At 68.9% G+C, this 24,099-nt stretch carries 20 protein-coding genes; 14 read left to right on the top strand and 6 right to left on the bottom strand.

Going from position 1 to position 24,099, the window contains the following annotated elements; genetic code table 11:
- Positions 1-118: 118 nt before the first annotated feature.
- From OVA13_RS14465 to OVA13_RS14480, 4 genes are all read left to right on the top strand, one after another.
- Positions 119-2,989, top strand: coding sequence for a M16 family metallopeptidase (locus OVA13_RS14465; RefSeq protein ID WP_267791165.1), 2,871 nt, complete (start codon positions 119-121; stop codon positions 2,987-2,989).
- A gap of 104 nt (positions 2,990-3,093) precedes the next feature.
- Positions 3,094-3,411 (top strand): DUF4156 domain-containing protein, encoded by a 318-nt coding sequence (locus OVA13_RS14470; protein ID WP_267791166.1) that lies wholly within the window; start codon positions 3,094-3,096, stop codon positions 3,409-3,411.
- A gap of 131 nt (positions 3,412-3,542) precedes the next feature.
- Positions 3,543-4,559 (top strand): 3-oxoacyl-ACP synthase III, encoded by a 1,017-nt coding sequence (locus OVA13_RS14475; RefSeq protein WP_267791167.1) that lies wholly within the window; start codon positions 3,543-3,545, stop codon positions 4,557-4,559.
- A 67-nt stretch (positions 4,560-4,626) separates the two neighbouring features.
- Complete coding sequence (locus tag OVA13_RS14480; protein ID WP_267791168.1) at positions 4,627-5,529, top strand: alpha/beta fold hydrolase; 903 nt, start codon at positions 4,627-4,629, stop codon at positions 5,527-5,529.
- Between the two features lie 15 nt (positions 5,530-5,544).
- Here the strand turns inward: OVA13_RS14480 and OVA13_RS14485 are convergent, their stop codons facing one another.
- Positions 5,545-5,880 carry a YkgJ family cysteine cluster protein gene (locus OVA13_RS14485; RefSeq protein ID WP_267791169.1) on the bottom strand — a complete coding sequence of 112 codons (336 nt, stop codon included), beginning with the start codon at positions 5,878-5,880 and terminating at the stop codon, positions 5,545-5,547.
- A gap of 89 nt (positions 5,881-5,969) precedes the next feature.
- Between OVA13_RS14485 and oleC the strand changes: the two genes are divergently transcribed.
- From oleC to OVA13_RS14515, 6 genes are all read left to right on the top strand, one after another.
- On the top strand, positions 5,970-7,616 hold the full coding sequence (gene oleC, locus OVA13_RS14490; RefSeq protein ID WP_267791170.1) for an olefin beta-lactone synthetase: 1,647 nt from the start codon (positions 5,970-5,972) through the stop codon (positions 7,614-7,616).
- Positions 7,613-8,614, top strand: a complete 1,002-nt coding sequence (oleD, locus tag OVA13_RS14495) for a 2-alkyl-3-oxoalkanoate reductase (protein ID WP_267791171.1) — start codon at positions 7,613-7,615, stop codon at positions 8,612-8,614. Before oleC ends, oleD begins: the two co-directional genes overlap by 4 nt.
- A 205-nt stretch (positions 8,615-8,819) precedes the next feature.
- A complete protein-coding gene (locus OVA13_RS14500; RefSeq protein WP_082563134.1) occupies positions 8,820-8,978 on the top strand; it encodes a DUF1328 domain-containing protein in 159 nt (52 codons plus the stop codon).
- An 82-nt stretch (positions 8,979-9,060) separates the two neighbouring features.
- Entirely contained in the window at positions 9,061-9,717 is a 657-nt protein-coding gene (locus OVA13_RS14505; RefSeq protein ID WP_267791172.1) for a ubiquinone biosynthesis accessory factor UbiJ, read from the top strand.
- Positions 9,714-11,372 (top strand): ubiquinone biosynthesis regulatory protein kinase UbiB, encoded by a 1,659-nt coding sequence (gene ubiB / locus OVA13_RS14510; protein WP_267791173.1) that lies wholly within the window; start codon positions 9,714-9,716, stop codon positions 11,370-11,372. The genes OVA13_RS14505 and ubiB overlap by 4 nt, the downstream gene beginning before the upstream one ends.
- A gap of 111 nt (positions 11,373-11,483) precedes the next feature.
- The gene (locus OVA13_RS14515; protein WP_267791174.1) at positions 11,484-12,050 is read left to right on the top strand and encodes a type 1 glutamine amidotransferase domain-containing protein; all 567 of its coding nucleotides are present in this window, start codon (positions 11,484-11,486) and stop codon (positions 12,048-12,050) included.
- 21 nt (positions 12,051-12,071) lie between these two features.
- Here OVA13_RS14515 and OVA13_RS14520 read toward each other — a convergent pair whose 3' ends face one another.
- Entirely contained in the window at positions 12,072-12,473 is a 402-nt protein-coding gene (locus OVA13_RS14520; protein ID WP_267791175.1) for a hypothetical protein, read from the bottom strand.
- Between the two features lie 85 nt (positions 12,474-12,558).
- Here OVA13_RS14520 and OVA13_RS14525 point away from each other — a divergent pair, with 85 nt between their 5' ends.
- Positions 12,559-13,410, top strand: coding sequence for an endonuclease/exonuclease/phosphatase family protein (locus tag OVA13_RS14525; protein WP_267791176.1), 852 nt, complete (start codon positions 12,559-12,561; stop codon positions 13,408-13,410).
- Positions 13,411-14,252: 842 nt separating this feature from the next.
- Here OVA13_RS14525 and OVA13_RS14530 read toward each other — a convergent pair.
- Positions 14,253-17,039: a M16 family metallopeptidase gene (locus OVA13_RS14530; protein ID WP_267791177.1), complete on the bottom strand. Its 2,787-nt coding sequence runs from the start codon at positions 17,037-17,039 to the stop codon at positions 14,253-14,255.
- A gap of 83 nt (positions 17,040-17,122) precedes the next feature.
- On the opposite strand from OVA13_RS14530, the gene OVA13_RS14535 reads away from it, so the two are divergent.
- Positions 17,123-17,854: a pseudouridine synthase gene (locus tag OVA13_RS14535; protein ID WP_267791178.1), complete on the top strand. Its 732-nt coding sequence runs from the start codon at positions 17,123-17,125 to the stop codon at positions 17,852-17,854.
- Positions 17,855-18,015: 161 nt separating this feature from the next.
- Here OVA13_RS14535 and OVA13_RS14540 read toward each other — a convergent pair whose 3' ends face one another.
- From OVA13_RS14540 to OVA13_RS14550, 3 genes are all read right to left on the bottom strand, one after another.
- On the bottom strand, positions 18,016-18,408 hold the full coding sequence (locus tag OVA13_RS14540; RefSeq protein WP_267791179.1) for an MAPEG family protein: 393 nt from the start codon (positions 18,406-18,408) through the stop codon (positions 18,016-18,018).
- Between the two features lie 182 nt (positions 18,409-18,590).
- Positions 18,591-20,306 (bottom strand): M28 family metallopeptidase, encoded by a 1,716-nt coding sequence (locus OVA13_RS14545; protein ID WP_267791180.1) that lies wholly within the window; start codon positions 20,304-20,306, stop codon positions 18,591-18,593.
- Positions 20,307-20,385: 79 nt separating this feature from the next.
- Entirely contained in the window at positions 20,386-21,051 is a 666-nt protein-coding gene (locus OVA13_RS14550; RefSeq protein WP_267791181.1) for a DUF4097 family beta strand repeat-containing protein, read from the bottom strand.
- Positions 21,052-21,211: 160 nt separating this feature from the next.
- Between OVA13_RS14550 and gpmI the strand changes: the two genes are divergently transcribed.
- Both gpmI and OVA13_RS14560 read left to right on the top strand, forming a co-directional pair.
- The gene (gene gpmI, locus OVA13_RS14555) at positions 21,212-22,753 is read left to right on the top strand and encodes a 2,3-bisphosphoglycerate-independent phosphoglycerate mutase (protein ID WP_267791182.1); all 1,542 of its coding nucleotides are present in this window, start codon (positions 21,212-21,214) and stop codon (positions 22,751-22,753) included.
- A complete protein-coding gene (locus OVA13_RS14560; RefSeq protein WP_267791183.1) occupies positions 22,753-24,000 on the top strand; it encodes a murein hydrolase activator EnvC family protein in 1,248 nt (415 codons plus the stop codon). The genes gpmI and OVA13_RS14560 overlap by 1 nt, the downstream gene beginning before the upstream one ends.
- Positions 24,001-24,099: the final 99 nt, after the last annotated feature.

A 24,099-nucleotide genomic window follows, 5' to 3' on the forward strand; every position in this document is an offset into this window, starting at 1 on the left:
TGGCGGGGCGGGTGCCGCGGACGGCCCGGCATGCCTTGTGGCCTAGTGTAATGACCGGGGGCGGCGGTTAGCATCGGGAGCTCTCCAGGCCTGCATCCCCTTCTACAAGGAGTATTCGATGACTGTTTCCCGCCGGCCCCGTGCCGCCCTGCTCGCCGTCGCCCTGTCCGCCGCCCTAGGCGGTCTGGCCTATTCGCCGGCTCCGTTGCAGGCCAAACCGGCCGCCGGTTCGGACATCGTCATTCCCTACGACGAATTCACCCTGCCCAACGGCCTGCGGGTGATCGTGCACACCGATCGCAAGGCGCCCATCGTCGCGGTCAACGTCTGGTACCACGTGGGCAGCAAGAACGAGACCCCGGGCCGCACCGGCTTCGCGCACCTGTTCGAGCACCTGATGTTCCAGGGCTCGGAGAACCACGACAACGAGTTCTTCGCGCCGTTCGAGCTGGTCGGCGCCACCGACCAGAACGGCACCACCAACCAGGACCGCACCAACTACTTCCAGAACGTGCCGACCACCGCGCTGGACATGGCGCTGTGGATGGAATCCGACCGCATGGGCCACCTGCTGGGCGCCATCGACCAGAAGAGCCTGGACGAACAGCGCGGCGTGGTGCAGAACGAGAAGCGCCAGGGCGAGAACCAGCCCTACGGCCGCCGCATCAACGCGCGGATCTTCGAAGCGCTCTATCCGGCCGGCCATCCCTACAGCTGGCAGACCATCGGCTCGATGGCCGACCTCGATGCCGCCACGCTGGATGACGTGAAGACGTGGTTCAAGAGCTGGTACGGCCCCAACAACGCCGTGCTGGTGCTGGCCGGTGACATCGACGTGGCCACCGCCAAGGAGAAGGTCACCCGCTACTTCGGCGACATCCCGGCCAGCGCCACGCTGGCGGACATGAAGACCAACATCCCCAGGCGCGCCCAAGACACGCGCGAGACCGTGCCGGACCGCGTGCCGCAGGTGCGCATCTACCGCGCCTGGCCGGTGGCCGAGCTCGGCAGCAAGGACGCCACCCTGCTGGACATGTACGCCCAGGTGCTGGGCGGCAGCGCGTCCTCGCGCCTGGACAGCCGGCTTGTGCATGGCGACAAGCTGGCCGACCAGGTCAGTGCCTACAGCTGGAGCAGCGAGATCAGCGGCACCTTCTTCGTCACCGCCACGGTGAAGGAAGGCGTCGATCCGGCGAGGGTCGAGAAGATCCTGGACGAGGAAATCCAGCGCCTGATCAACGAAGGCCCGACCGCGCAGGAAGTCGAGCAGGCCCGCACCGTGACCCGTGCCGGCTTCGTGCGAGGCATCGAGCGCATCGGCGGGTTCGGCGGCAAGTCCGACGTGCTGGCCTCGTGCGCCGTGTACCAGGGCAAGCCCGACTGCTACCAGGACGAGCTGAAGGACATCGCCAGCGCCACCCCGGCCAGCATCCGCGCCGCCGCGAAGAAGTGGCTGGGCGTGGGATCGCACACGTTGATCGTGCAGCCGAGCGAAACCCCGGCCTCGTCGCTGCCGGAAACCGCGCAGGCCGCACCGGCGACCACGCCGGCGGCGTTGCCGGCGGTGGATCCGAAGTTCAGGACGGTCAAGACCGACGTGGACCGCCGCGCCGGCGTGCCGAAACCCGCCACCTTCCCCGACCTGAAGTTCCCGGCGGTGCAGCGCGCCACCCTGTCCAACGGCATGCAGGTGGCGCTGGCCGAGCGCCACGAGACGCCGGTGGTGCAGATCAACATCGAGTTCCCGGGCGGCTACGCGGCCGACGTGGGCAAGAAGCTGGGCACCGCGAGCTTCGCGCTGCAGATGATGGACGAGGGCGCGGGCGACTACAGTGCCCTGGCCTTCGCAGCGCGCAAGGAGGCACTGGGTGCCGAGCTGACCACCGGCGCCGGCCTGGACAGCGCCTCGGTCGGCCTGTCGGCCCTGACCGACAAGCTGGAGCCGTCGCTGGACCTGCTGGCCGACGTGCTCCGCCGCCCCACCTTCGACCCCGCTGAAATCGAGCGCGTGCGCGCCACCTGGATCGCCGGCATCAAGCAGGAGAAGGCGCGCCCGCAGACCGCCGCGCTGCGCACGCTGCCGCCGCTGCTATATGGCACCGGCCATCCCTACGCCATCCCGTTCACCGGTTCCGGCACGGAAGCCTCGATTGCCTCGCTGACCCGCGACGATCTGGTCGCCTTCCATCGCGACTGGCTGCAGCCCGGCCAGGCCCGCATCACCATCGTCGGCGACACCACGCTGGCGCAGATCGTGCCGCTGCTGGAGGCCCGCCTGGGCGAATGGAAGACGCCGGCCAATGCGCCCCAGCTGTCCGCGGTGCCCACGGTGGCCAATCCGTCCAAGCCACGCGTCTTCCTGATCGACCAGCCGGGTGCCATCCAGTCGAATGTCTATGCCGCGCAGCTGGTCCCCCCGACCGGCGCCGACAGCACCATCGATTTCGACTTCGCCAACGGCGTACTGGGCGGGCAGTTCACCTCGCGCCTGAATTCCAACCTGCGCGAGGACAAGCACTGGGCGTACGGGTCGTACAGCGGCGCGCGCAACGCCCTGGGGCAGCGCCCGTGGTGGGCCAGCGCCGCGGTGCAGAGCGATCGCACGGCGGACTCGATGAAGGAGCTGCAGAAGGAAATCAGCCAGTTCGCCACCGGCCAGGCGCCGGCCAAGCCGGACGAGATCGCCAAGATCCGTGCCGCCAACACGCTGGAGCTGCCGGGCGCGTACGAAACCGCCTCGGCCGTGCTCGGCCAGATCGCCTCCAACCAGCGCTACGGCCGGCCGGACGACTACATCGTGCAGTACAAGGCCCGCAACGAGGCCATCGGCGCCGCCGACGTGGCCAAGGCCGCCAGCGTGCTGTCGCCGGCTGCGCTGACCTGGGTGGTGGTCGGCGACCTGTCCAAGGTCGGCGAATCGGTACGCGCGCTGCAGCTGGGCGAGGCCGTGGAACTGGACGCCGACGGCAAGCCGCGCGGCGCCAAATAAGCGGATGCCATGCCCGGGCGCGGTGCCGCGCCCGGGCATGCCTACGCACGTCCGTTCATCCTGCATCGGCCAGAATGGCCGCGACTCCCCTCCAGGTGATTCCCATGCGACTTGTCCTGCTTGCCGCCGCGTCCACCCTGCTGCTGTCCGCCTGCACCTGGGTGCAGCTGGCCCCCGGCGCGAAGAACGTCCGCGTGCTCGCGGGCGGGGCGGCCCCAGCCGGCTGCGAGAAGCGCGGCGAGGTGTCGGTGTCGGTGAAGGACAGCGTGGCGTTCTACGAGCGCAACACCCTGCGCGTACGCGACGAACTGGAGACCCTGGCCCGCAACGAGGCGCCCGGCCTGCAGGCCGATACCCTGCAGCCGCTGGGCGATCCGTCCAATGGCGAGCAGCGTTTCGCCGCCTACCGCTGCGGCCGCTGACTTCCGCAGCGTGACGCGGGTCACACTTAGTCTGAAGCGCAGGCCGGGGCCGGACATTCATAAAGGTGCGGTGAAGACCGGAAGCCGGTACCCTTGTCGCCCCCTCCGCCTGAGCCTTGGCGCTAACTTCGATGCTCTTCAAGAATGTCTCCATCGCGGGACTGGCGCATATTGATGCGCCGCACACGCTGACGTCCGATGAAATCAACACCCGCCTCCAGCCCACGCTGGACCGGTTGGGGATCAAGACCGATGTGCTGAACGACATCGCCGGCGTGCGCGAGCGTCGCCTCTGGGACGACGACTTCCAGGCGTCCGATGCCGCCACCCTGGCGGCGAAGAAGGCCTTGCTCGACGCCGGCATCGGTGCCGACAAGATCGGCCTGGTGGTCAACACCTCGGTCAGCCGCGACTACCTGGAGCCGTCCACCGCCAGCATCGTCTGTGGCAACCTGGGCGTGAGCGACCATTGCCAGACCTTCGACGTCGCCAACGCGTGCCTGGCCTTCATCAACGGCATGGACATCGCCGCCCGCATGCTGGAACGCGGCGAGATCGACTACGCGCTGGTCGTCGACGGCGAGACCGCCAACCTGGTCTACGAAAAGACCATCGAACGCCTGAACGCCCCGGACATCACCGAACAGCAGTTCCGCGACGAACTCGCCGCACTGACCCTCGGCTGCGGTGCCGCCGCGATGGTGCTGTCGCGCGTTGAGCTGACGCCCGACGCGCCGCGCTACAAGGGTGGCGTGACCCGTTCGGCGACCGAATGGAACAAGCTCTGCCGCGGCAACCTGGACCGCATGGTCACCGACACCCGCATGCTGCTGATCGAGGGCATGAAGCTGGCCACCAAGACCTTCGCCGCCGCGAAGATCGCGCTGGGCTGGGCCGTGGACGAGCTGGACCAGTTCGTCATCCACCAGGTCAGCCGCCCGCACACCCAGGCCTTCATCAAGTCCTTCGGCATCGACCCGAAGAAGGTCCTGACCATCTTCGCCGAGCATGGCAACATCGGCCCGGCCAGCGTGCCGATCGTGCTGAGCAAGCTCAAGGAACTGGGCAAGCTGAAGAAGGGCGATCGCATCGCGCTGCTCGGCATCGGCTCCGGCCTGAACTGTTCGATGGCGGAAGTGGTTTGGTAAGACCGCGGCAGCACTCGCATCCAGGGGCCGGTTCGCCGGCCCTTTTCTTTGACGGCGGCAACGCACCATGAACCTACCCGGCTATCCCTTCACCCCGCATCGCCTCGAAGTGCGCCCCGGCGTGTCGATGAGCTATCTCGACGAAGGCCCGCGCGACGGCGACGTGGTGGTGATGCTGCACGGCAACCCCTCGTGGAGCTATTACTGGCGCACGCTGGTGTCGGGCCTATCCCGCCCGGCCTCGGGCAAGGCGTACCGCTGCATCGTGCCGGACCACGTGGGCATGGGGCTGTCGGACAAGCCGGACGACGACCACTACGACTACACCCTGCAGTGGCGCGTCGACGACGTGGCCAAGCTGCTGAACCACCTGGGCATCACCGGCCCGGTGACGCTGGCGGTGCACGACTGGGGCGGCATGGTCGGTTTCGGCTGGGCGCTGACGCATGCCGCGCAGGTCAAGCGGCTGGTGATCACCAACACCGCCGCGTTCCCGATGCCCCAGGCGAAGAAGATGCCGTGGCAGATCGCGCTGGGGCGCGACTCGCGGTTCGGCGCCTTCATCATCCGCGCGTTCAATGCGTTTTCCAGTGGCGCTTCCTGGCTGGGCGTGGAGCGGCGCATGCCGGCCGACGTGCGCCGCGCCTACGTGTCGCCGTACAACAGCTGGAAGAACCGCATCAGCACGGTGCGCTTCATGCAGGACATCCCGCTGGGGCCGCAGGACCGCGCATGGGCGCTGCTCGACGAAGCCGGGCGCCGCCTGCACGACTTCGCCGACCGGCCCGCGTTCCTGGCGTGGGGGTTGAAGGACTTCGTGTTCGACCACCACTTCCTGGCCGGTTTCCGCGCGGCGCTGCCGCAGGCCGAAGTGCATGCGTATGAAGATGCCGGCCATTACGTGCTGGAAGACAAGCACGAACTGCTGGTGCCGCTGATCCGCGATTTCCTGCAGCGCCATCCGCTGTAGCGCGCCGCGCGCGGGCTACGTCCGCCAGTCCTCCGGCGTCAGCGGCCGCAGTCCGTACGCGGCGCGCGCGCGATCGCACTGCGGGCTGGCTTCGCCATGTTCCCAGGCGGCGTCCAGGTCGCGGCAGGCCGACGGCCGCTGCGGATAGATGCCGCAATGCGCGTCACGTCCCACCTCGCCCTGCAGCGCCACGCAGCGTGGCTGCGCGGCCCAGGTGCCGCGCATGACCAGCCGGTGCGGGCCGAAGGGCTCGGTGAACGCCTCCGGCGTGCCGTACACCTCCGTCTCCGACCAGTGCAGGCTGACACGGTAGTGCGCGCAGCAGGCGCCGCAGGACAGGCAGGGATGCATGGGCGCAGGCGCGGCGCTGACGAGGGAAGGGACGCATTCTGCCAACGTCGTTGGCTGACGCAAGCCCATCCAGCAGCGACAATGGGCGGATGAGTGAACCCTGCAACATCGCCGCCAGCCTGCCGCGCCTCGCCCGGGAACAGCCCGACCGCGTCGCCATGCATTGCCCCGACGGCGCCGGCCGCTACACCAGCGCGCTGACCTACGCCCAGCTGGATGCGCGCAGCGATGCCATCGCCGCCGGGCTGGCCCGGTACGGCATCGTGCGCGGCACGCGCACCGTGGTGATGGTGCGGCCTTCGCCGGCGTTCTTCCTGCTGATGTTCGCGTTGTTCAAGGCCGGTGCCGTGCCGGTGCTGGTGGACCCCGGCATCGACCGGCGCGCGCTGAAGCAGTGCCTGGACGAAGCCGAGCCGGACGCCTTCATCGGCATCCCGCTGGCGCAGCTGGCACGCGTGCTGCTGGGCTGGGCGCGCAGCGCGACCAAGCTCGTCACCGTCGGCACGCGCTACGCCTGGGGCGGCACCACGTTGGCGAAGATCGAAGCGCGCGGCGCCGGTGCCGGTCCGCAGCTGGCGGCCACCGCGCCGGATGACATCGCCAGCATCCTGTTCACCAGCGGCTCCACCGGCGTGCCGAAGGGCGTGGTCTACCGGCAGCGCCACTTCGTCGCCCAGATCGACCTGCTGCGCGACGCGTTCGGCATGCAGCCGGGCGGCGTCGACCTGCCCACGTTTCCGCCGTTCGCGCTGTTCGATCCGGCGCTGGGGCTGACGTCGGTCATTCCCGACATGGATCCCACGCGACCGGCCAGGGCCCATCCGAACAAGCTGCATGCGGCCATCGCACAGTTCGGCGTGACCCAGCTGTTCGGCTCGCCGGCGTTGATGAAGGTGCTCGCCGACCACGGCGCGCCGTTGCCCACCGTGCAGCGCGTGACGTCGGCCGGCGCGCCGGTGCCGCCCGACGTCGTCGCGACGATCCGCGCGCTGCTGCCTGAGACCGCGCAGTTCTGGACGCCGTACGGCGCCACCGAATGCCTGCCCGTGGCCGTCATCGAAGGCCGCGAACTGCAGGACACGCGCGCGGCGACGGAAGCCGGCGCCGGCACCTGCGTGGGCCGTGCGGTACCGCCCAACGAGGTGCGCATCATCCGCATCGACGACGCGCCCCTTCCCGACTGGTCGGGCGTGCAGGTGCTGCCCGCGGGCGAAGTGGGCGAGATCACCGTCGCCGGTCCCACCGCCACCGATGCCTACTTCCGCCGCGATGCCGCCACGCGCGCGGCGAAGATCCGCGAGACGGGCCCCGATGGCGTCGAGCGCATCGTGCACCGCATGGGCGACGTCGGTTACTTCGATGGCGACGGCCGCCTCTGGTTCTGTGGCCGCAAGACGCAGCGCGTCGAAACGGCGGACGGCCCGCTGTACACCGAACAGGTCGAGCCCGTGTTCAACACGCATCCTGCGATCCGCCGCACCGCGCTGGTCGGCGTGGGCGAACCCGGACGGCGACGCCCCGTGCTCTGCTACGAACTGCAGCCGGCGGCGTCGGCCGCGGATCGCCAGGGCATCGTGGCCGCGCTGGCCGCCATCGCCGCGGCGCACGCGCATACCGCGCGCATCGATACCTTCCTGTGCCACCCGGCATTCCCCGTGGACATCCGCCACAACGCCAAGATCGGCCGCGAGAAGCTGGCCGCCTGGGCAACGCACCAACTGGAGAAGCGCGCGTGAAGATCCTCGTGACCGGCGGCGGTGGTTTCCTGGGGCAGGCGCTGTGCCGCGGACTGGTCGAGCGCGGGCACCACGTCATCAGTTTCAACCGTGGCCACTACCCGGCGCTCGGCGAGCTGGGCGTCGGGCAGGTGCAGGGCGACCTGGCCGATGCGCACGCGGTGATGCACGCCGCGGACGGCGTCGATGCGATCTTCCACAACGCCGCCAAGGCCGGCGCGTGGGGCAGCTACCGCAGTTACCACGACGCCAACGTGGTGGGCACGCAGAACGTGCTGGACGCCTGCCATCGCCACGGCATCGGCCGCCTGGTGTACACCTCCACGCCCAGCGTGACGCATCGCGCGACGTATCCGGTGGAAGGCGGCACGGCCGACAGCGTGCCGTATGGCGAAGGCTTCAAGGCGCCGTATGCCACCACCAAGACGATCGCCGAAAAGGCCGTGCTGGCCGCCAACGGCGCGGCCCTCGCCACCGTCGCGCTGCGGCCGCGCCTGATCTGGGGTCCCGGCGACCACCAGATCCTGCCGCGCCTGGTGTCGCGCGCCCGCGCCGGACGCCTGCGCATCGTCGGCAGCGGCGAGAACCACGTGGACACCACCTATATCGACAACGCCGCGCAGGCGCACTTCGATGCGTTCGACCATCTGGTGCCGGGCGCGGCCTGCGCGGGCAAGGCGTATTTCATCTCCAACGGCCAGCCCTGGCCGATGCGCAGGTTGTTGAACGCGCTGCTGGAAACCGCCGGCGTGCCACCGGTGGAGCGCCACCTGTCGTTCAAGGCCGCGTTCCGCATCGGCGCCGTGTGCGAAGCGTTGTGGACCGTGCTGCCGTTGAAGGGCGAGCCGCCGATGACGCGCTTCCTGGCCGAACAGCTCAGCACGGCGCACTGGTACGACATGGGGCCGGCGCGTCGCGATTTCGGCTACCAGCCGCGCGTGACGATGGAAGCAGGCCTCGAGCGCCTGCGCGCCTGGCTGCGCGATCACCCGCTGTAGGGCGGGCTTCGCCCCGCATCGCGCGCAGCCACTGCCCGCGTGCCGCCGTGCAGCGGCAGCCCGCGTGTTCTTCACGCATGGCTCACGACGCTTAAGCGCATCCATCTGGCGGAGTACGACACTCACGCCGTCATGACTTGATTCCTCCCAGCATGGGCCACGTCAATCCCGGCCGACCCCTGGCCACCTGCCACAAGGAGTTCCCATGCTGCGCTACGCCATCATCTTCTTCGTCATCGCCCTGATCGCCGCCGTGCTCGGTTTCAGCGGTATCGCCGGCGCCGCCACCAACATCGCGTGGGTGCTGTTCGTCGTCTTCGTGATCCTGGCGATCATTTCCCTGCTGCGCGGCAAGCGGGTCTGACGTCACCGACCTGTACTGACCGTCCCGCGCCCCTCGCGATCTCCGCGGAAGGGGCGCGGGCCTTTGCCGCTAGAATGGCGGCATGAACCCGCCCCTGTTCGATCTGTCCCCGTTCGATGCCCTGAAGCCCGTTGCGGGTCGCGCGCTGGAAACCGCGCTCAACCATGCACTGACGCTGGACCCGGACACGCAGGCGGCACTCGCGGCGATGGAAGGCCGGCGCATCCAGCTGAAGATCGACGCCCCGGCGCTGGCGATGGACATCATCGTCGGCGGCGGCCAGCTGCAGGTGGGCCCTGCCAGCGAAGTCGCCGAACCCGACCTGGCCGTGCACAGCACGCTCGGGGGATTGCTGGGCCAGCTTCCTTTCTTCCGCCGCGACCACGCCACCCCCGTGGGGCGTGTGCGCGTGTCCGGCGATGCCGAGCTGGCGCGCCGCCTGCAGACGCTGGCGACGCGGTTCGATCCCGACTGGTCGCTGCCTTTCACGCGCGTGTTCGGCGACGTGATCGGCGTGCAGCTGGCCAACGCCGCGCGCAGCGCGCTGCAGCAGGCGCAGGTCGCCGCGGCCAACCTGGCGGAAAGCGCCGCCGAGTACGTCACCGAGGAATCACGCGACGTGGTGGGGCGCGCCGAACTCAACGCCTTCCATGACGACGTGGACGCCATCCGCGACGACGTGGAGCGCCTCGCCGTGCGCGTCGGCCGCCTGGCCGCGCGCGTGGAGCACGCCGCATGAGGCCGGTCCTGCGGGCCAGCAAGATCGGCCGCGTGCTGCTGCGTTACCGGCTGGACGACCTGCTGGACGGCACCCCCGCCGAGCGCTGGCTGAAACTGGCGCGGCCGTTCGTGCCGCGCGCCTCGGCCGAGATCGCGGCGCAACCGCGCGGCGCGCGCCTGCGCCTGGCGCTGCAGGACCTGGGGCCGATCTTCGTCAAATTCGGGCAGATCCTGTCCACCCGCCGCGACCTGATCCCGCCCGACGTGGCGGTGGAACTGGCGCTGCTGCAGGACCGGGTGAAACCGTTCGACGGCGAGGCCGCGCGCCGCATCGTCGAACAGGCGCTCGGTCAGCCGATCGGCACGTCCTTCGAATCGTTCGACACCACGCCGCTGGCCTCGGCATCCATCGCGCAGGTGCACGGGGCCACGCTGCCCGGTGGCCGCGAAGTGGTGGTGAAGGTGCTGCGGCCCGACATCGAGAAGCAGATCGCCGCCGACATCTCGCTGCTCAATTCCGTGGCGGCCCTGGTCGACCGCGCGCATCCCAGCGCCGACAAGATCCGCCCGCGCGAGATCGTCGCCGAGATCGAATCCACCCTCGCCGCCGAGCTGGACCTGCAGCGCGAGGGCGCCAACGCCAGCGTCATGCGGCGCTTCTGGAAGGATTCGCCCGACCTGTACGTGCCGGAAGTGATCTGGTCGCACACGGCCGAACGCGCGTTGACGATGGAACGCGTGCACGGCATTCCGTCCGACGACATCGCCGCGCTGGACGCCGCCGGCATCGACCGCAAGGCGCTGGCCGCCAAGGGCGTGCGCGTGTTCTACACGCAGGTTTTCCGCGACAACTTCTTCCACGCCGACGCGCACGCCGGCAACATCTGGGTGGACAGCGACCCGGCGCGCCGGGCCGATCCACGCTTCATCGCGCTGGATTTCGGCATCACCGGCCAGCTGTCGCAGGAAGACCAGTACTACCTGGCCGAGAACTTCATGGCCATCTTCAACAAGGACTACCGGCGCATCGCCGAGCTGCACGTGGAGGCGGGCTGGATGCCGGCCACGGTGCGCATCGACGAACTCGAAGCGGCGGCGCGCTCGGTCTGCGAGCCGTACTTCACCCGTCCGCTGTCGGAGATCTCGCTGGCCGAGGTGCTGCTCAAGCTTTTCCGCACCGCGCAGAAGTACGAACTGACCCTGCAGCCGCAGCTGATCCTGCTGCAGAAGACCCTGCTCAACATCGAAGGCGTCGGCCGGCTGATGGACCCGCAGCTGGACATCTGGGCGGTGGCCAAGCCGGTGCTCGAGCGCATCCTGATCGAACGCTACAGCCCGCAGCGCGCCGTGCTGGAACTGCGCAAGCGCCTGCCCGAGATCATGACCCATGCGCCCGACATGCCGCGCCTGGTGCACGCGTGGCTGACGCAGCAGGTCAACGGCAAGCACGAGCTGGCGATGCGCTCGCGCGACCTGGCCGAGCTCACCCAGATCATGAACGGCATGCAGCGCCGCGTGGTCGCCGCCATCCTGGGCGTGGGCCTGCTGATCGTCGCGGCGGTGCTGTACGGCTTCGAAGCCGGCGGCCCGCGCATCTTGTCCATTCCCGCGTCCTCGTGGATCGCCGGCATCGGTGGCCTGTGGGCACTGCTGGCGGCGTGGCCGCGACGCTGAGCGCAGCGCGCTGTTTCACGGCCGCGCGTTGACACGACGGCAACGTTTCCTTCGCGCCGCGTGCGCGCATGCCACGCTACGGTGAAGGCTCATCCGCACGGAGCCTCCCCCATGACCCATCTCACCGGCAAGCGCATCGCCATCCTCGCCACCGACGGCTTCGAACAGTCCGAACTTCTGGAACCCCTGCACGCATTGCGCGCACACGGCGCGCAGGTCGATGTGGTGGCGCCGCAGCCGGGCGCCATCCAGGGATTCAAGCATTTCGAGAAGGGCGACCGCGTCGACGTCGACTACGTGCTGTCGGACGTCAATGCGAAAGCGTACGACGCGCTGGTGATTCCCGGCGGCCTGTTCAATCCCGATGCATTGCGCGTGGACGAGCAGGCGCTGGCGTTCACCCGTGGTTTCTTCCAGGCGGGCAAGCCGGTCGGCGCGATCTGCCACGGGCCCTGGGTGCTGGCCAACGCCGACGTGCTGCAGGGCCGCACCGTCACCTCGGTGCCCAACATCCGCAAAGACCTGGAAAACGCCGGCGCCCAGTGGAAGGACGACGAGGTCATCGTCGACAAGGGCCTGGTCACCAGCCGCACGCCGAAGGACCTGCCGGCGTTCTGCGCCAAGCTGGTGGAAGAGATCGCGGAAGGTCAGCACGGCGGGCAACGCCGGTCGGCGTAACCCGCGGTCCCGCGTCGTTCTTCAGCGTGGCGATGCGCGGCCGGCGGACCTGCCGTCCGCCGGCGCACAGCGCGGCAGCGGCAGCGGCCCGTACACCTTCGTCGTGCCCGCGAAGCCGCCCTGTTCCACCACGTGCACCGTGCGCGCCACTTCATCCACGTGGAGGAACTGCTGGTAGCCATCGGCGATGATGCCGTTGTCCGACAGCAACGCACCCATCGCGTCCTGCTGACCCGCAGGCAACGCGGCGCTCACCGGCCACGGCTGCCGGATGCCGTAGGGACTGACGAAGGGCTTCAGCCGGCGCGCCACGCAGTCGATCACCGGTGCGCTGGCGCCGACCGAGCGGTCCAGATAGTTCGGGTCGCGTGCCTGGCCCTGGCCGGAGGCCAGCGCGAATGCGACGGTGATGATCAACGACATGGCGATCTCTTTTGAGAAGGGGCGGATGACGTCTGCTGCAATGACCGGATCCTATACTGGGGGTCCAACCATCGGGTGGTCATGCATGACGAGGATTGCACGCGGGGCGATGTGGACGCTGCTGGTGGCGGTGCTCTGCTTCAGTGGCGGTTTGGCTGCCGCCGAAACCTCCTCCCTGCGCATCATGAGCTTCAACATCCGCCTGCCGGCGGAAAGCGATGGCGTGGACTACTGGGAAACGCGCAAGCCGTTGGCCGTGCGCATGCTGCGCGAGCAGGCGCCCGACGTGATCGGCCTGCAGGAACTGGTCAAGGCCCAGGCGGACTACCTGGCGCGCGAGCTGCCCGGATACGCGTGGCTGGGCCGCGGGCGCAATGCCGACGGCAGCGGCGAACACATGGGCGTGTTCTACCGGAAGGACCTGCTGCAGGTCGTCGAGTCCGGCGACTTCTGGCTGTCCGACACGCCCGACGTGCCGGGCAGCATCACCTGGAACCACCTGCATCCGCGCATGGTGACGTGGGCGTTGTTCCAGCGCCGCGCCGACGGCAAGCGCTTCTACCTGTTCAACACGCACCTGCCGTACCGCGACCAGGACGAGGCCGCGCGCGTGAAGGGCGCGCAGGCCATCGCGCAGCGACTGGCGCGGCTGCCCGCGGACGTGCCGGTGGTGCTGACCGGCGACTTCAACACCACGCCGGACAGCCAGGTGCACGCCGTGCTGACGCGCACCCTGCATGATGCGTGGACGACCGCGCCACGTGTGGAAGGCATCGACGCGACGTTCCACGGATTCACCGGCAGAGCGGACAAGCGCATCGACTGGATCTTCGTCAGGGGCGTTCAGCTGGAATCGATCACCTCGGTGACCACCCGTTGGAACAACCGCTATCCCTCCGACCACTTCCCGCTGGTGGCGACACTGCGGTTGCCGTGACGCCGGCCGCAGGCAATCGCATCCGGAAGCCCACCGATGGGGGTCCGAAGGCCATCGATCGCACTCGGACACCCATCGATGGCTTTCGGCGCCTTGCGTGCGGGGCTCGATGTGGGGAGAGACGGGTTTCCAGGCGCCATCGATGGGGCTCCGAAAGCCATCCCATCGCTTCCGGAAACCCATCGATGGCCCTCAGCGCCTTGCGCGCGGGTCTCGATGTGAGAGAGATGGATTTCCGAAAGCCATCAATGGCTTTCCGAATGCCATCCCATCGCCTCCGGAGGCCCATCGCTGGCATTCAGCGCCTTGCATGCAGGGCTTCATGTGAGAGAGATGGGATTCCAAGCGCCATCGATCGCTTTCGAAGCACCCTCGATGACCTCTTCCGCCTTGCAGGCAAGCCTCAACGTGAGACAGATCGGCGCTGGATGCGGACGAGTACAGCGTGAGGGCGATAGCTGGCGCTCCCTTCTCCCTGCGCAAGCGGGGAGAAGGTGCCCGGAGGGCGGATGAGGGGCGCGCGCGGTGCTGGCGTCCATGTGATGGGTCGGCGTCCGTGTCGCCTCGGGTGCCGTCACGCGTGCGATGCGGATCGCCTCTCCGTTCGCCCCTCACCCGCCGTCGGAACGATGTCGGGCCTCGCGGAGGCACGGAAAGGTTGTCGATCTGCACCCCGCGGACGGTGGAGGACGCCGCGGTGCCGGCTCCTGGGCGTATTGCCTGAGGAAAGCCACGGCTTGTCGGGACAGGTCGGCTCCCATGGGCCCGGGTGCGGCCGCCGGATTCCTCGTGCAACGAAAACGGCCCCTTGCGGGGCCGTTACGCAACACGCTGCAGGCGACCTACTTCGCCGGCGCTGCCGTCGCCGGAGCGCCCGCCGCCTTGGCGAAATCGCCGGCCAGGTAGACGCTCAGCTGCTCCGGTTTGAAGTGCCTGCGGATGGCGGCGTTGACCTGGTCCAGCGTCAGCGCCTGGTACTTCGCATCCAGGTCGGCGGTGAACTGCATGGTGCGGCCGTAGTAAAGCTGGTCGCTGAGCATGCCGGCGACGCTGCCGTCTTCGGCGCGGCCCTGCTGGCGCTCGGTCAGCGTGCCGCTCACCGCGTCGCGCAGTTCCTCGGCGGTGATGCCGTCCCTGACCAGCTTTTCCAGTTCCTCGCGCACCAGGGCCTCGACCCGGGCCATGTTTTCCGGCGCGGCGATGGCCTGGATGCTCAGGCTGCCGGCATCGTCCTGGCCGCTGCGGCTGTCGTCGGCACGCACGCCGCTGGACACGCCGTAGCTGAGGCCTTCCTTCTGCCGGATGCGGTCGCCCAGGCGCGATTTCAGCGCGCCGCCGCCGAAGATGCGGTTGGCCACCACCAGCGCGGGATAGTCCGCATCGGTCACGCGCAACGACAGGTTGTGGCGGGCCAGCAGCACCGCGTTGGGCTTGTCGGGCGTCTCGAAACGCTCGCGCTTGGCGGGCACCGCGTTGAAGCGCGTATCGATGGGCGCATACGCGCGGCCCGCGGTCCAGCCGGCGAACAGCGTTTCCAGCTGCTGGCGCACCGCGACGGGGTCAAAGTCGCCGACGATGGCGATCTCGCCCATCGACGTGCCGTAGAAATCGCGATGGAACGCGCGCACGTCCTCCAGCTTCAGGGCCTTCAGCTGCGCCAGCGATTCGTCCAGCGTGCGCGTGCGCAGCGGATGGCCGGCCGGCCACGGGTCGAAGTACCGCGCCAGCGCCATGCCGGCGATGCTGCCAGGCTCCTTGCGCGAGGCTTCCATGCCGGTGATGGCCTGCACGCGCAGCTGTTCGAATTCGTCCGCCGGGAAGCTGGGGTTGCGCAGCACGTCGGCCGCCAGCGCCAGCGCGTCGGCCAGGTGCGCGCGCCGCGTCTGCAGGCCGATGCCGGCGCCCTGCAGGTTGCCGCTGACGCTGCCCTGCGTCTTCAGCTGCTCCAGGCGCTGGTCGATCTGCTCGCGCGTCATGGTCTTGCTGCCACGCATCAGCATGGCGCCGGCCATGCCGGCAGCGCCTTCGCGCCCGGTGAGTGAGGCCACGTTGCCGAAGCGGAAGTTGGCATCGACGATGACGGTCTCGCCGCGCGTCTTCTTCGGCAGCAGCGACACCTTCAGGCCGTTGCCCAGGGTGAACGTCTGCGTGCGCGCCTGGATGTTCTGCGGCGACGGGTCGAAGTTCTCGCCGGCGCTGACCGCGGCGCGGCCGGTGTAGCCATCGACCAGCGAGGCCACGGCGGGCGCGGCGCCGATCTCGGCACGGTCGGGCTTCTCGGTGGGCACGAAGCGGCCCAGCGTGCGGTTGCTGGATTTCAGGTAGGCGGCGGCGACGCGGTTGACGTCGGCGGCGGTGACCTTCTCGATGGCATCGCGGCTGGTGAACAGCAGGCGCCAGTCGCCAGCGGCCTGGAATTCGGACAGGCCCATGCCCACGGCGTTGACGTCGGTGAAGTAGAGCTCGTAGCCGTTGCCGATGCGCTGCTTGGCTTCGTCCACTTCCTGCGGGGTGATCGGGCGCGCGGCGACCTGTTCGACCTGCCGGAGCAGTTCGGCTTCGGCTTTGGCGGGGTCGCCGTCGTTGGGCACCACCGCGATGACGCTCAGCAGGCCGGGGTCGCGCATGGCCTCGCCACTGGAACCGGCCGCCGCGGCCAGCTTGGCTTCCACCAGCGCCTTGTGCAGCCGGCCGCCGGGCGTGTGGCCCAGCACGTTGGCCAGCACGGTGAGCGGCGCGCTGTCCGGATGCGCCAGCGCCGGCACGTGGTAGGCCGCGGCCACCAGCTTCAGGTCGCCGACGCGACGCACGGTGATCTCGCGTTCGCCGTCCTGGGTGGGCTCGGCGGTGTAGAAGCGGGGCAGGGGGCGGGTGGGTTTCTTCAGCTTGCCGAAGTGGCGGCCGATGCGGGCGAGCACGTCGGCGCTGTCGATGCGGCCGGCGACGATCAGCGTGGCGTTGTCGGGCTGGTACCACTGGCGGTAGAACGCCTGCAGCTTCTCGATCGGCACGCCTTCCACGTCGCTGCGCGCGCCGATGGTGGTGTTGCCGTAGTTGTGCCACAGGAACGCGGTGGAACGGATGCGCTGGAACAGCACGCCGCCGGGGTTGTTCTCGTTGCGTTCCAGCTCGTTGCGGACCACGGTCATCTCGCTGTCCAGGTCCTTCCTGGCAACGTTGGCATTGATCATGCGGTCCGCCTCCATCGCCAGCACCCAGTCCAGGGTGTCGGCGTTGGCCGGGAACGAAGCGAAGTAGTTGGTGCGGTCCAGGCTGGTGGTGGCATTGAAGTCGATGCCGCGCTTCTTCATCTCGCCGCTGATGTCGGCCTGCGTGGGCGTGCCCTTGAACAGCAGGTGCTCCAGCAGGTGCGCCATGCCGGTCTCGCCGTAGTTCTCGTGCACCGAGCCCACGCCGTACACCAGGTTCACGGTGACGGTGGGTTTGGTGGCATCGGGGAACAGCAGCACGCGCAGGCCGTTGGCCAGCGTGTATTCGCTGATGCCTTCGATGCTGGGGCCGGCGGTGATGCCTTTCGGCAGCGGCGACTGCGCCTGCAGGGTGGCGGGCTGGCCCAGGCCCAGCGTCAATGCCAGGCCCAGTGCGACAATGAAACGCGGTGACTTCATCCACAATCCTCCATTCATGCCGTCCGCGTCCATCGCAGGCGGCGTGCGGCGAGTTTCGCAGATTTCAGCAGGTACGATGATTCATGGACTACCGTGACACGATGATGGACGCCGGCATGGCGTTGCCGGTGCTGCATGCCGATGCGCAGCTCGCGGTGGTGGACAAGCCGGCCGGCGTGATGGCGCACGACAGCAAGCTGGCGGGCGGGGAGACGGATTTCGTCGCCGATCGGCTGCGCGCGCAGTTTGGCCGTCCGATCTTCCTGATCCACCGGCTGGACCGCGCGACCAGTGGCTGCCTGCTGGTGGCGTTCGACCGCGACACGGCATCGGCGCTGGGCAAGGTGTTCATGTCGCGCGAGGTGGAGAAGGATTACCTGGCGGTGTGCCGCGGCTGGCCCGAGCCGGACTTCGTGGTGGACCATCCGCTGGACGGCGGTCCGGGCAAACCGGAGAAGAAGACGGCGGTGACGCGCTTCATGCGCCTGGCGACCGGTGAGTTGCCGGTGCCGTCGGCGGGCTTCGAGACATCGCGCTACGCCTTGCTGCGTTGCCAGCCGGAGACGGGTCGCTTCCGCCAGATCCGCCGGAACCTGAAACACGCGTTCCACCACCTGATCGGCGACACCAGCCATGGCGAAGGACGCCACAACCGCCAGTTCCGCATGCGTGGCGTGCACCGCATGCTGCTGCACGCGTCGCGGCTGTCGTTCCTGCATCCGGCCACCGGCGAGCGCATCGAAGCGGTGGCGCCGCTGGATGCTGAGTTCCGCAAGGCGTTCGCGTTGTTCGGGTGGGAAGAAGACCTGCGGTAGTTGTGCTCCCTGTAGGAGCGACGTAAGTCGCGACCGCAGAGGTGAACTGCCGGAATGGTCAGACCAGGAACGGCCATATCGGCGAGGCTCCTTGCCCTGAAGCGTCAGCGAACTTTCGTGGCGTGCGGTCGCGACTTACGTCGCTCCTACAGAGAGCGACATCACCCCACCCGCATCGCCGCCAGCACCATCAGCGCGATCGCGCACAGCATGCCCGCCAGCCAGACCAGGCTGCGCAGGTGCTGCCTGTCGGCCAGGTAGAACACGCCGTGCAGGATGCGCGCGGCGACGAAGCCCAGCGCCAGCGGCGTGATGGTGTCCGTGGGCACACCCGCCAACTGTGCCATCAGCACGCCGGCCACGAACGCCGGGAACGCTTCGAAGCCGTTGAGGTGCGCGGCATTGGCGCGCTGCACCTTGTAGTTGCCTTCCTGCTTGCTGATCCACGCCCGTGGGTTGCGGTTGTTGTAGCGCTCGCCCGACCGCTTGGCGATGAAGACCCACAGGTAGGGCAGCAATGCGGTGACCAGGATGCACCAGTACGCGATGGACATGAGCGGTTTACCTCCGGGGATGGCGCAGGGTAGTGCGTGCTGATGGCAGGCGTCTACGGCAAGCGTCCTTCCCCCGCACGCGGGGAGAGGGGACAGGCAGCGCATGCGTGGTCGCGGTGGCATGCGCAAAAGAAAACGGCGCCCGAAGGCGCCGTTTTCGTACTGCGTGCCGGATGCGCGGCTTACTTCGCCGCGGGAGTCGCCGGCGCGGCCTGCATCATCCTGTCGCGTGCGGCCTTGAACGGGTTGCCGTCGTACCAGTTGGGCCACTTGCCGGCGGTGGCCAGCTCCCTGCCCACGCCGTACAGCGCCTGCAGGTCCTGCACGGTGCCGTCCAGCTTCCACGTTTCCGGGTAGTACTGGTCGCTGGGGCCATGGTAGTGGCCGGCATAGTCCTCGGCCGCCTTCTTGCCGGCATCGGTACCGCCTTCCACCAGGTCTTCGCCGCCATCGGCATACAGCGCGGGCACGCCGGCCTTGGCGAAGTTGAAGTGATCCGAGCGGAAGTAGAAACCGCTCTGCACCGAGGTCTCGCCGCGCAGCGTGCGGCCCTGCTGGGCGGCGATCGGCTTCAGGATGTCTTCCAGTTCCGAGCTGCCGAAACCGGTGACCACCATGTCCTTGGCCTTGCCGGCCACCGACATCGCGTCGATGTTGATCACGCCGGCGATCTTGGCGTGCGGGAAGGTCGGGTGCGCCACGTAGTACTTGGAGCCCAGCAGGCCGGATTCCTCCAGCGTCACCGCCAGGAACACCACCGAGCGCGCCGGCTTGGGATCCTGGTGGACGAAGGCTTCGGCGATCTCCAGGATGCCGGCCACGCCGGTGGCGTTGTCGATGGCACCGTTGTAGATGTTGTCGCCTTCCTCGCCCTCGTGCTTGCCCAGGTGGTCCCAGTGGGCCATGTAGACGACGGCCTCATCGGGATTCGTGCTGCCGGGCAGCACGCCGACCACGTTGCGCGAGGTCTTCTCGGTGATGGTGCTCTTCAGGTCCACCGACAGCTTGCTCTTCAGCGCCACCGGCTTGAAGCCACGCTGGCCCGCGGCCTTGTAGGCGGCGTCCAGGTCCAGGCCGGCGTCGGCGAACAGCTGCTTGGCGGCCTCGGCGCTCAGCCAGCCCTGCAGCGGCACGCGCGGTTCGGGATCGTCCTTGGCGGGCAGGTCGTACTGCGGGCCGGCCCAGGAGTTCTTCACCACGTCCCAGCCGTAGCTGGCGCCCGGCGTGTCGTGGATGATCAGCGCGGCGGCGGCGCCCTTGCGCGCGGCTTCCTCGTACTTGTACGTCCAGCGGCCGTAGTACGTCATGCGCTTGCCGTCGAACAGCTTCTCGTCGTTGCCGTGGAAGCCCGGGTCGTTGACGAACATCACGACCGTCTTGCCCTTCCAGTCCTGGCCGGCGTAGTCGTTCCAGTCCTGCTCCGGCGCATCGACGCCGTAGCCGACGAAGATCATCTCGCTGCCTTCGACCTTCACTTCCGGCTGGCCGGTGCGGGTGCCGACGACGAAGTCGGTGCCGAACTTCAGGTCGCGCGGCTTGCCGGCGACGTCGAGCTTCATCACGGTGGAGGCGTCGGCGGTGGTTTCCACCATCGGCACGTCCTGGAAGTAGCTGCCATTGTTGCCCGGCTGCAGGCCGATGCGCTTCATCTGCGCTTCCAGGTAGGCGACGGTCTTCTCTTCGCCCACCGAACCGGGCGCGCGGCCTTCGAACTCGTCCGAGGCCAGCGTCTTCACCAGCTCGGCGAAATCGCCCTCGCTGATGTCGGCGGTGAAGGCGTGGGCCGCGGCGGGCGGCGGCGTGGCGGCGACCGGCGCGGCCGGGGCCTCCGTGGATTCGCGCTTGCACGCTGCCAGTGCGGCAGTGGCGGCAAGCACCAGCATCAACTTGCGGGACATCGGGATTCCTCAACGGAAGGAATCCCGATTCTAGCGGCATTGGCCGGGGCGGGCCTGTGCCGCTTTCCGCCTCTTGCGCTTATTCCGCCGGGGCGGTGTCTGTGCTGAACGGCTTGGCGGTGGCGCCGGTGATGGGGCCGGTCTTGGCGCTGGTGTGCACGTACAGCACCACCGGGCGCTCGAACACCAGCGGGCCTTCCACAGTGGCGTTGGGGCCGATGATGATGCGCGGGGGCTTCCTGGCGCTGTCGGTGTTGAAGAAGCCGGTGGACTTCTGCACGCGCAGGCCGCCGCGCACGTGCGAGCCGACGCCGACGGTGACGTCGCCACGCACGGTCTCGATGCTGCCGCCGACCTGGGTGGAGACCAGGCCGATGGCGCCATTGACCGTTTCGACGTCGCCGCCGATCACGCCGCCGCGATCGAAGAAGATGCTGCCGTTGACGGTTTCCACGCTCTTGCCGACCTGCACGTCCTTGCCGGCGCGGATGGCGCCGTTGACGGTTTCCAGCGAATCGGCGCGGACCTTGTCGCCCACGTTGATGCTGCCGTTGACGGTGCTGGCGTCGCCGGCGGTGACGCCGTCGTCGATGCGGATGCTGCCGTTGACGGTGTCCAGGTCACCGTAGGTCTGGCCGGCTTCGGCGGTCACGCTGCCGTTGACCTTCGAGATTTCCTGCTGGGCCAGCGCAGGGGTGGCGGCCAGGGCCAGGGTCAGCAGCAGCACGGTACGGGTACGGATCATGGGGTCGTCCTTCGGGTGGTGTCGATGACTGGGATGCGCATTCGCGGAGAAAGGTTTAACCGTCTCGTGCATCCGGGGTGCCATGGCACCATGCTTCGCTACAATCGTCACCTGCCTGAAGTCACTGGAAACCCCCACCGTGTCCGCATCTCTCCCGTCCGTGAAGCGTCCCAAGCCCGTCGTGCTGCTGATCCTGGATGGCTGGGGGCATCGCGAGGACCCCACCGACAACGCCCTGGCACAGGCCACCCTGCCCAACTGGCACCGCCTGCTGAAGTCCGCGCCACATACGCTGATCCACACCGAAGGCCGCCACGTGGGCCTGCCGGACGGGCAGATGGGCAATTCGGAAGTGGGCCACATGAACCTGGGCGCGGGACGCATCGTCTACCAGGACCTGACCCGCATCGATGCCGCCATCGAGGATGGCAGCTTCTTCGCCAACGCCGAGCTGCTGGCCGCATGCGATGCCGCCAGGGCCGACGGCAAGACCCTGCATGTGTTCGGCCTGCTGTCGCCGGGTGGCGTGCACAGCCACGAACTGCACATCTTCGCGATGCTGGACCTGGCCAAGCGCCAGGGCGTGCCACGCGTCGCCGTGCATGCCTTCCTGGACGGCCGCGACACGCCGCCGAAGTCGGCCGAGCCCAGCCTGCGCGCGCTGCAGGACCTGTGCACGAAGCTCGGCAACGCGCACATCGTCTCGGTCAGCGGCCGCTACTACGCCATGGACCGCGACAAGCGCTGGGACCGCCTGCGCCTGGCGTGGGACGCGATGGTGGAGGCACGCAGCGACCACCATGCCGTCAGCGGCGTGGCCGCGCTGGAAGCCGCGTACGCGCGCGGCGAGAACGACGAGTTCGTGCTGCCGACCGTGATCGATGGCGCGCAGGCGATGGCCGATGGCGACGCGGTGGTGTTCATGAACTTCCGTGCCGACCGCGCGCGCCAGCTGACGGCGGCGTTCGTGTCGCCCGCGTTCGACGGCTTCGACGCACGCAGGCCGGCGCTGGCCCGCTTCGTCTGCCTGACCGAATACGACGCCAGGCTGCCGGCGCCGGTGGCGTTCGCGCCGGACGACCTGCGCGAGACCTTCGGCGAGCTGTTGGCGGAGCATGGCCTGACCCAGCTGCGCATCGCCGAGACGGAGAAGTACGCGCACGTGACGTTCTTCTTCAGCGGCGGCCGCGAGGACGTGTTCGCCGGCGAGGAACGCATCCTGATCCCCAGCCCGAAGGTCGCCACCTACGACCTGCAGCCGGAAATGAGCTGCCCCGAACTGACGGCGAAGCTGGTGGACGCTATCGGCTCGGGCCGTTTCGACGCGATCATCTGCAACATCGCCAATCCCGACATGGTCGGCCACAGCGGCGACCTGCAGGCCGCCATCCTCGCCGCACAGGCGGTCGACGTGGCCATCGGCGCGGTGGATGCCGCGGTGCGCGCGGCCGGTGGCGCCCTCATCATCACCGCCGACCACGGCAACCTGGAGATGATGCGCGATCCGGACACCGGGCAACCGCACACCGCGCACACGGTCGGGCCGGTGCCGCTGGTCCTCGTGCTGCCCGACAGCGCCGGCGAACGTGCGGCCACGCTGCGCAGCGGCGGTGCATTGCGCGATGTCGCACCGACGCTGCTCGACCTGCTGGGCCTGCCCCAGCCGGCCGACATGACCGGCCGCAGCCTGATCGACGCCTGATGTCGAACCGCCGGCGCGCCGCGTTCACCGCGATCCTCATCGCCGGGTTGTCCGTCATCGCGGCGGTGCCAGCGCAGAATTCGCGCGAGACCGAACGCAAGCTGGAGCGCGTGCGCGGCGAACTGAAATCGATCGCGCAGGAGCGCCGCCGCTTGGAAGGCGAACGCGGTGCCGCTTCGCGCAAGCTGCGCGAGGCCGACGAGCAGGTCGGCCGCACCACGCGCTCGCTGGCAGAAACCGAAGCCGCGCTCCGTCGCGAGGAAGCCGCGCTGGCCGACCTGCAGGGCAAGCGCGATGCGATGCGCGCCCAGCTCGGCACGCAGCGCCGGCAGCTGTCGGGCCTGGTGCGTGCGGCGTACCTGCTCGGCGACGATGCGCCGCTGAAGGTATTGCTGTCGCAGGACCATGTGGCCGATGCCAACCGGCTGCTGGCATACCACCGCTACGTGCAGCGCGACCAGGCGCGGCGCATCGACATGCTGTCGACCGAACTGGCCACGCTGGACCAGGTGGAACAGGACATCGCCGCGCGGCGCGCGCAGCTGGATGCCGCGCGCCAGCAGCAGCGCTCGCAGGTCGCGCAGCTGGAGAAGGATCGCCGGGCGCGCGCGGGGCTGGTTGCCGACCTGGACGAGCGCTACCAGGACCGCGCCGCCAAGGAAAAAGCACTGGGCCAGGATGCGCGTTCGCTGGAGCGCCTGCTGGCCAGCCTGCGTGCGGCCGCCGCGCGCGCCGAGGCCGAACGCCGCGCTGCCGCGCAACGCGAAGCCGCCGCCAGGAAGCGCGAAGCACAGGGCGCCACGGCCAACCGGCCGGTGCGCAATGCACCCCCGCGCCCGAGCGTCGCATCCGCGCCGGCGCTGAAGGTGGGCGGCCTGGGCTGGCCGGTGTCCGGCAGCCTGCTGGCGCGCTACGGCGGACGCCTGCCGGATGGCCGCGCAAGCACGGGCGTGCTGATCGGTGCACCGGCCGGTACCCCGGTCACCGCGGTGGCCGACGGCACCGTGGTGTTCTCCGAGTGGATGACGGGGTATGGCCTGATCCTGATCGTCGACCACGGCAACGGCTACATGAGCCTGTACGCGCACAACGACAGCCTGCTGAAGGACAGCGGCGACCGGGTGAAGCGCGGCGACAACGTCGCGCGCGTCGGCACCTCCGGCGGCCAGGGCACGCCGGCGCTGTACTTCGAACTGCGCCGCAACGGCCAGCCAGTCGATCCCTCGTCGTGGCTGCAGCGCCGATGAACGGTCGTGCCGGCCGTAACCCGGCTTGAACAAACGGCTTTCACCGCTTCGCGCATAATCCGGTGAACTCCGCGCCCGTGCGTGGAGTCCCTACAGTGG

The organism is Pseudoxanthomonas sp. SL93, from assembly GCF_026625825.1.
In the GTDB taxonomy this organism is placed as follows: Bacteria; Pseudomonadota; Gammaproteobacteria; order Xanthomonadales; family Xanthomonadaceae; genus Pseudoxanthomonas_A.

Bases quoted from the DNA above. Each gene is read 5' to 3' on its own strand.
- OVA13_RS14515 (WP_267791174.1), top strand. From the start codon at position 11,484: ATGACCCATCTCACCGGCAAGCGCATCGCCATCCTCGCCACCGACGGC.
- OVA13_RS14520 (WP_267791175.1), bottom strand. From the start codon at position 12,473: ATGTCGTTGATCATCACCGTCGCATTCGCGCTGGCCTCCGGCCAGGGC.
- OVA13_RS14500 (WP_082563134.1), top strand. From the start codon at position 8,820: ATGCTGCGCTACGCCATCATCTTCTTCGTCATCGCCCTGATCGCCGCC.
- OVA13_RS14545 (WP_267791180.1), bottom strand. From the start codon at position 20,306: ATGTCCCGCAAGTTGATGCTGGTGCTTGCCGCCACTGCCGCACTGGCA.
- OVA13_RS14540 (WP_267791179.1), bottom strand. From the start codon at position 18,408: ATGTCCATCGCGTACTGGTGCATCCTGGTCACCGCATTGCTGCCCTAC.
- OVA13_RS14475 (WP_267791167.1), top strand. From the start codon at position 3,543: ATGCTCTTCAAGAATGTCTCCATCGCGGGACTGGCGCATATTGATGCG.
- oleC (WP_267791170.1), top strand. From the start codon at position 5,970: ATGAGTGAACCCTGCAACATCGCCGCCAGCCTGCCGCGCCTCGCCCGG.
- ubiB (WP_267791173.1), top strand. From the start codon at position 9,714: ATGAGGCCGGTCCTGCGGGCCAGCAAGATCGGCCGCGTGCTGCTGCGT.
- OVA13_RS14470 (WP_267791166.1), top strand. From the start codon at position 3,094: ATGCGACTTGTCCTGCTTGCCGCCGCGTCCACCCTGCTGCTGTCCGCC.
- OVA13_RS14550 (WP_267791181.1), bottom strand. From the start codon at position 21,051: ATGATCCGTACCCGTACCGTGCTGCTGCTGACCCTGGCCCTGGCCGCC.
- OVA13_RS14480 (WP_267791168.1), top strand. From the start codon at position 4,627: ATGAACCTACCCGGCTATCCCTTCACCCCGCATCGCCTCGAAGTGCGC.
- OVA13_RS14525 (WP_267791176.1), top strand. From the start codon at position 12,559: ATGACGAGGATTGCACGCGGGGCGATGTGGACGCTGCTGGTGGCGGTG.
- OVA13_RS14535 (WP_267791178.1), top strand. From the start codon at position 17,123: ATGGACTACCGTGACACGATGATGGACGCCGGCATGGCGTTGCCGGTG.
- OVA13_RS14505 (WP_267791172.1), top strand. From the start codon at position 9,061: ATGAACCCGCCCCTGTTCGATCTGTCCCCGTTCGATGCCCTGAAGCCC.
- OVA13_RS14485 (WP_267791169.1), bottom strand. From the start codon at position 5,880: ATGCATCCCTGCCTGTCCTGCGGCGCCTGCTGCGCGCACTACCGTGTC.
- OVA13_RS14530 (WP_267791177.1), bottom strand. From the start codon at position 17,039: ATGAAGTCACCGCGTTTCATTGTCGCACTGGGCCTGGCATTGACGCTG.
- OVA13_RS14560 (WP_267791183.1), top strand. From the start codon at position 22,753: ATGTCGAACCGCCGGCGCGCCGCGTTCACCGCGATCCTCATCGCCGGG.
- OVA13_RS14465 (WP_267791165.1), top strand. From the start codon at position 119: ATGACTGTTTCCCGCCGGCCCCGTGCCGCCCTGCTCGCCGTCGCCCTG.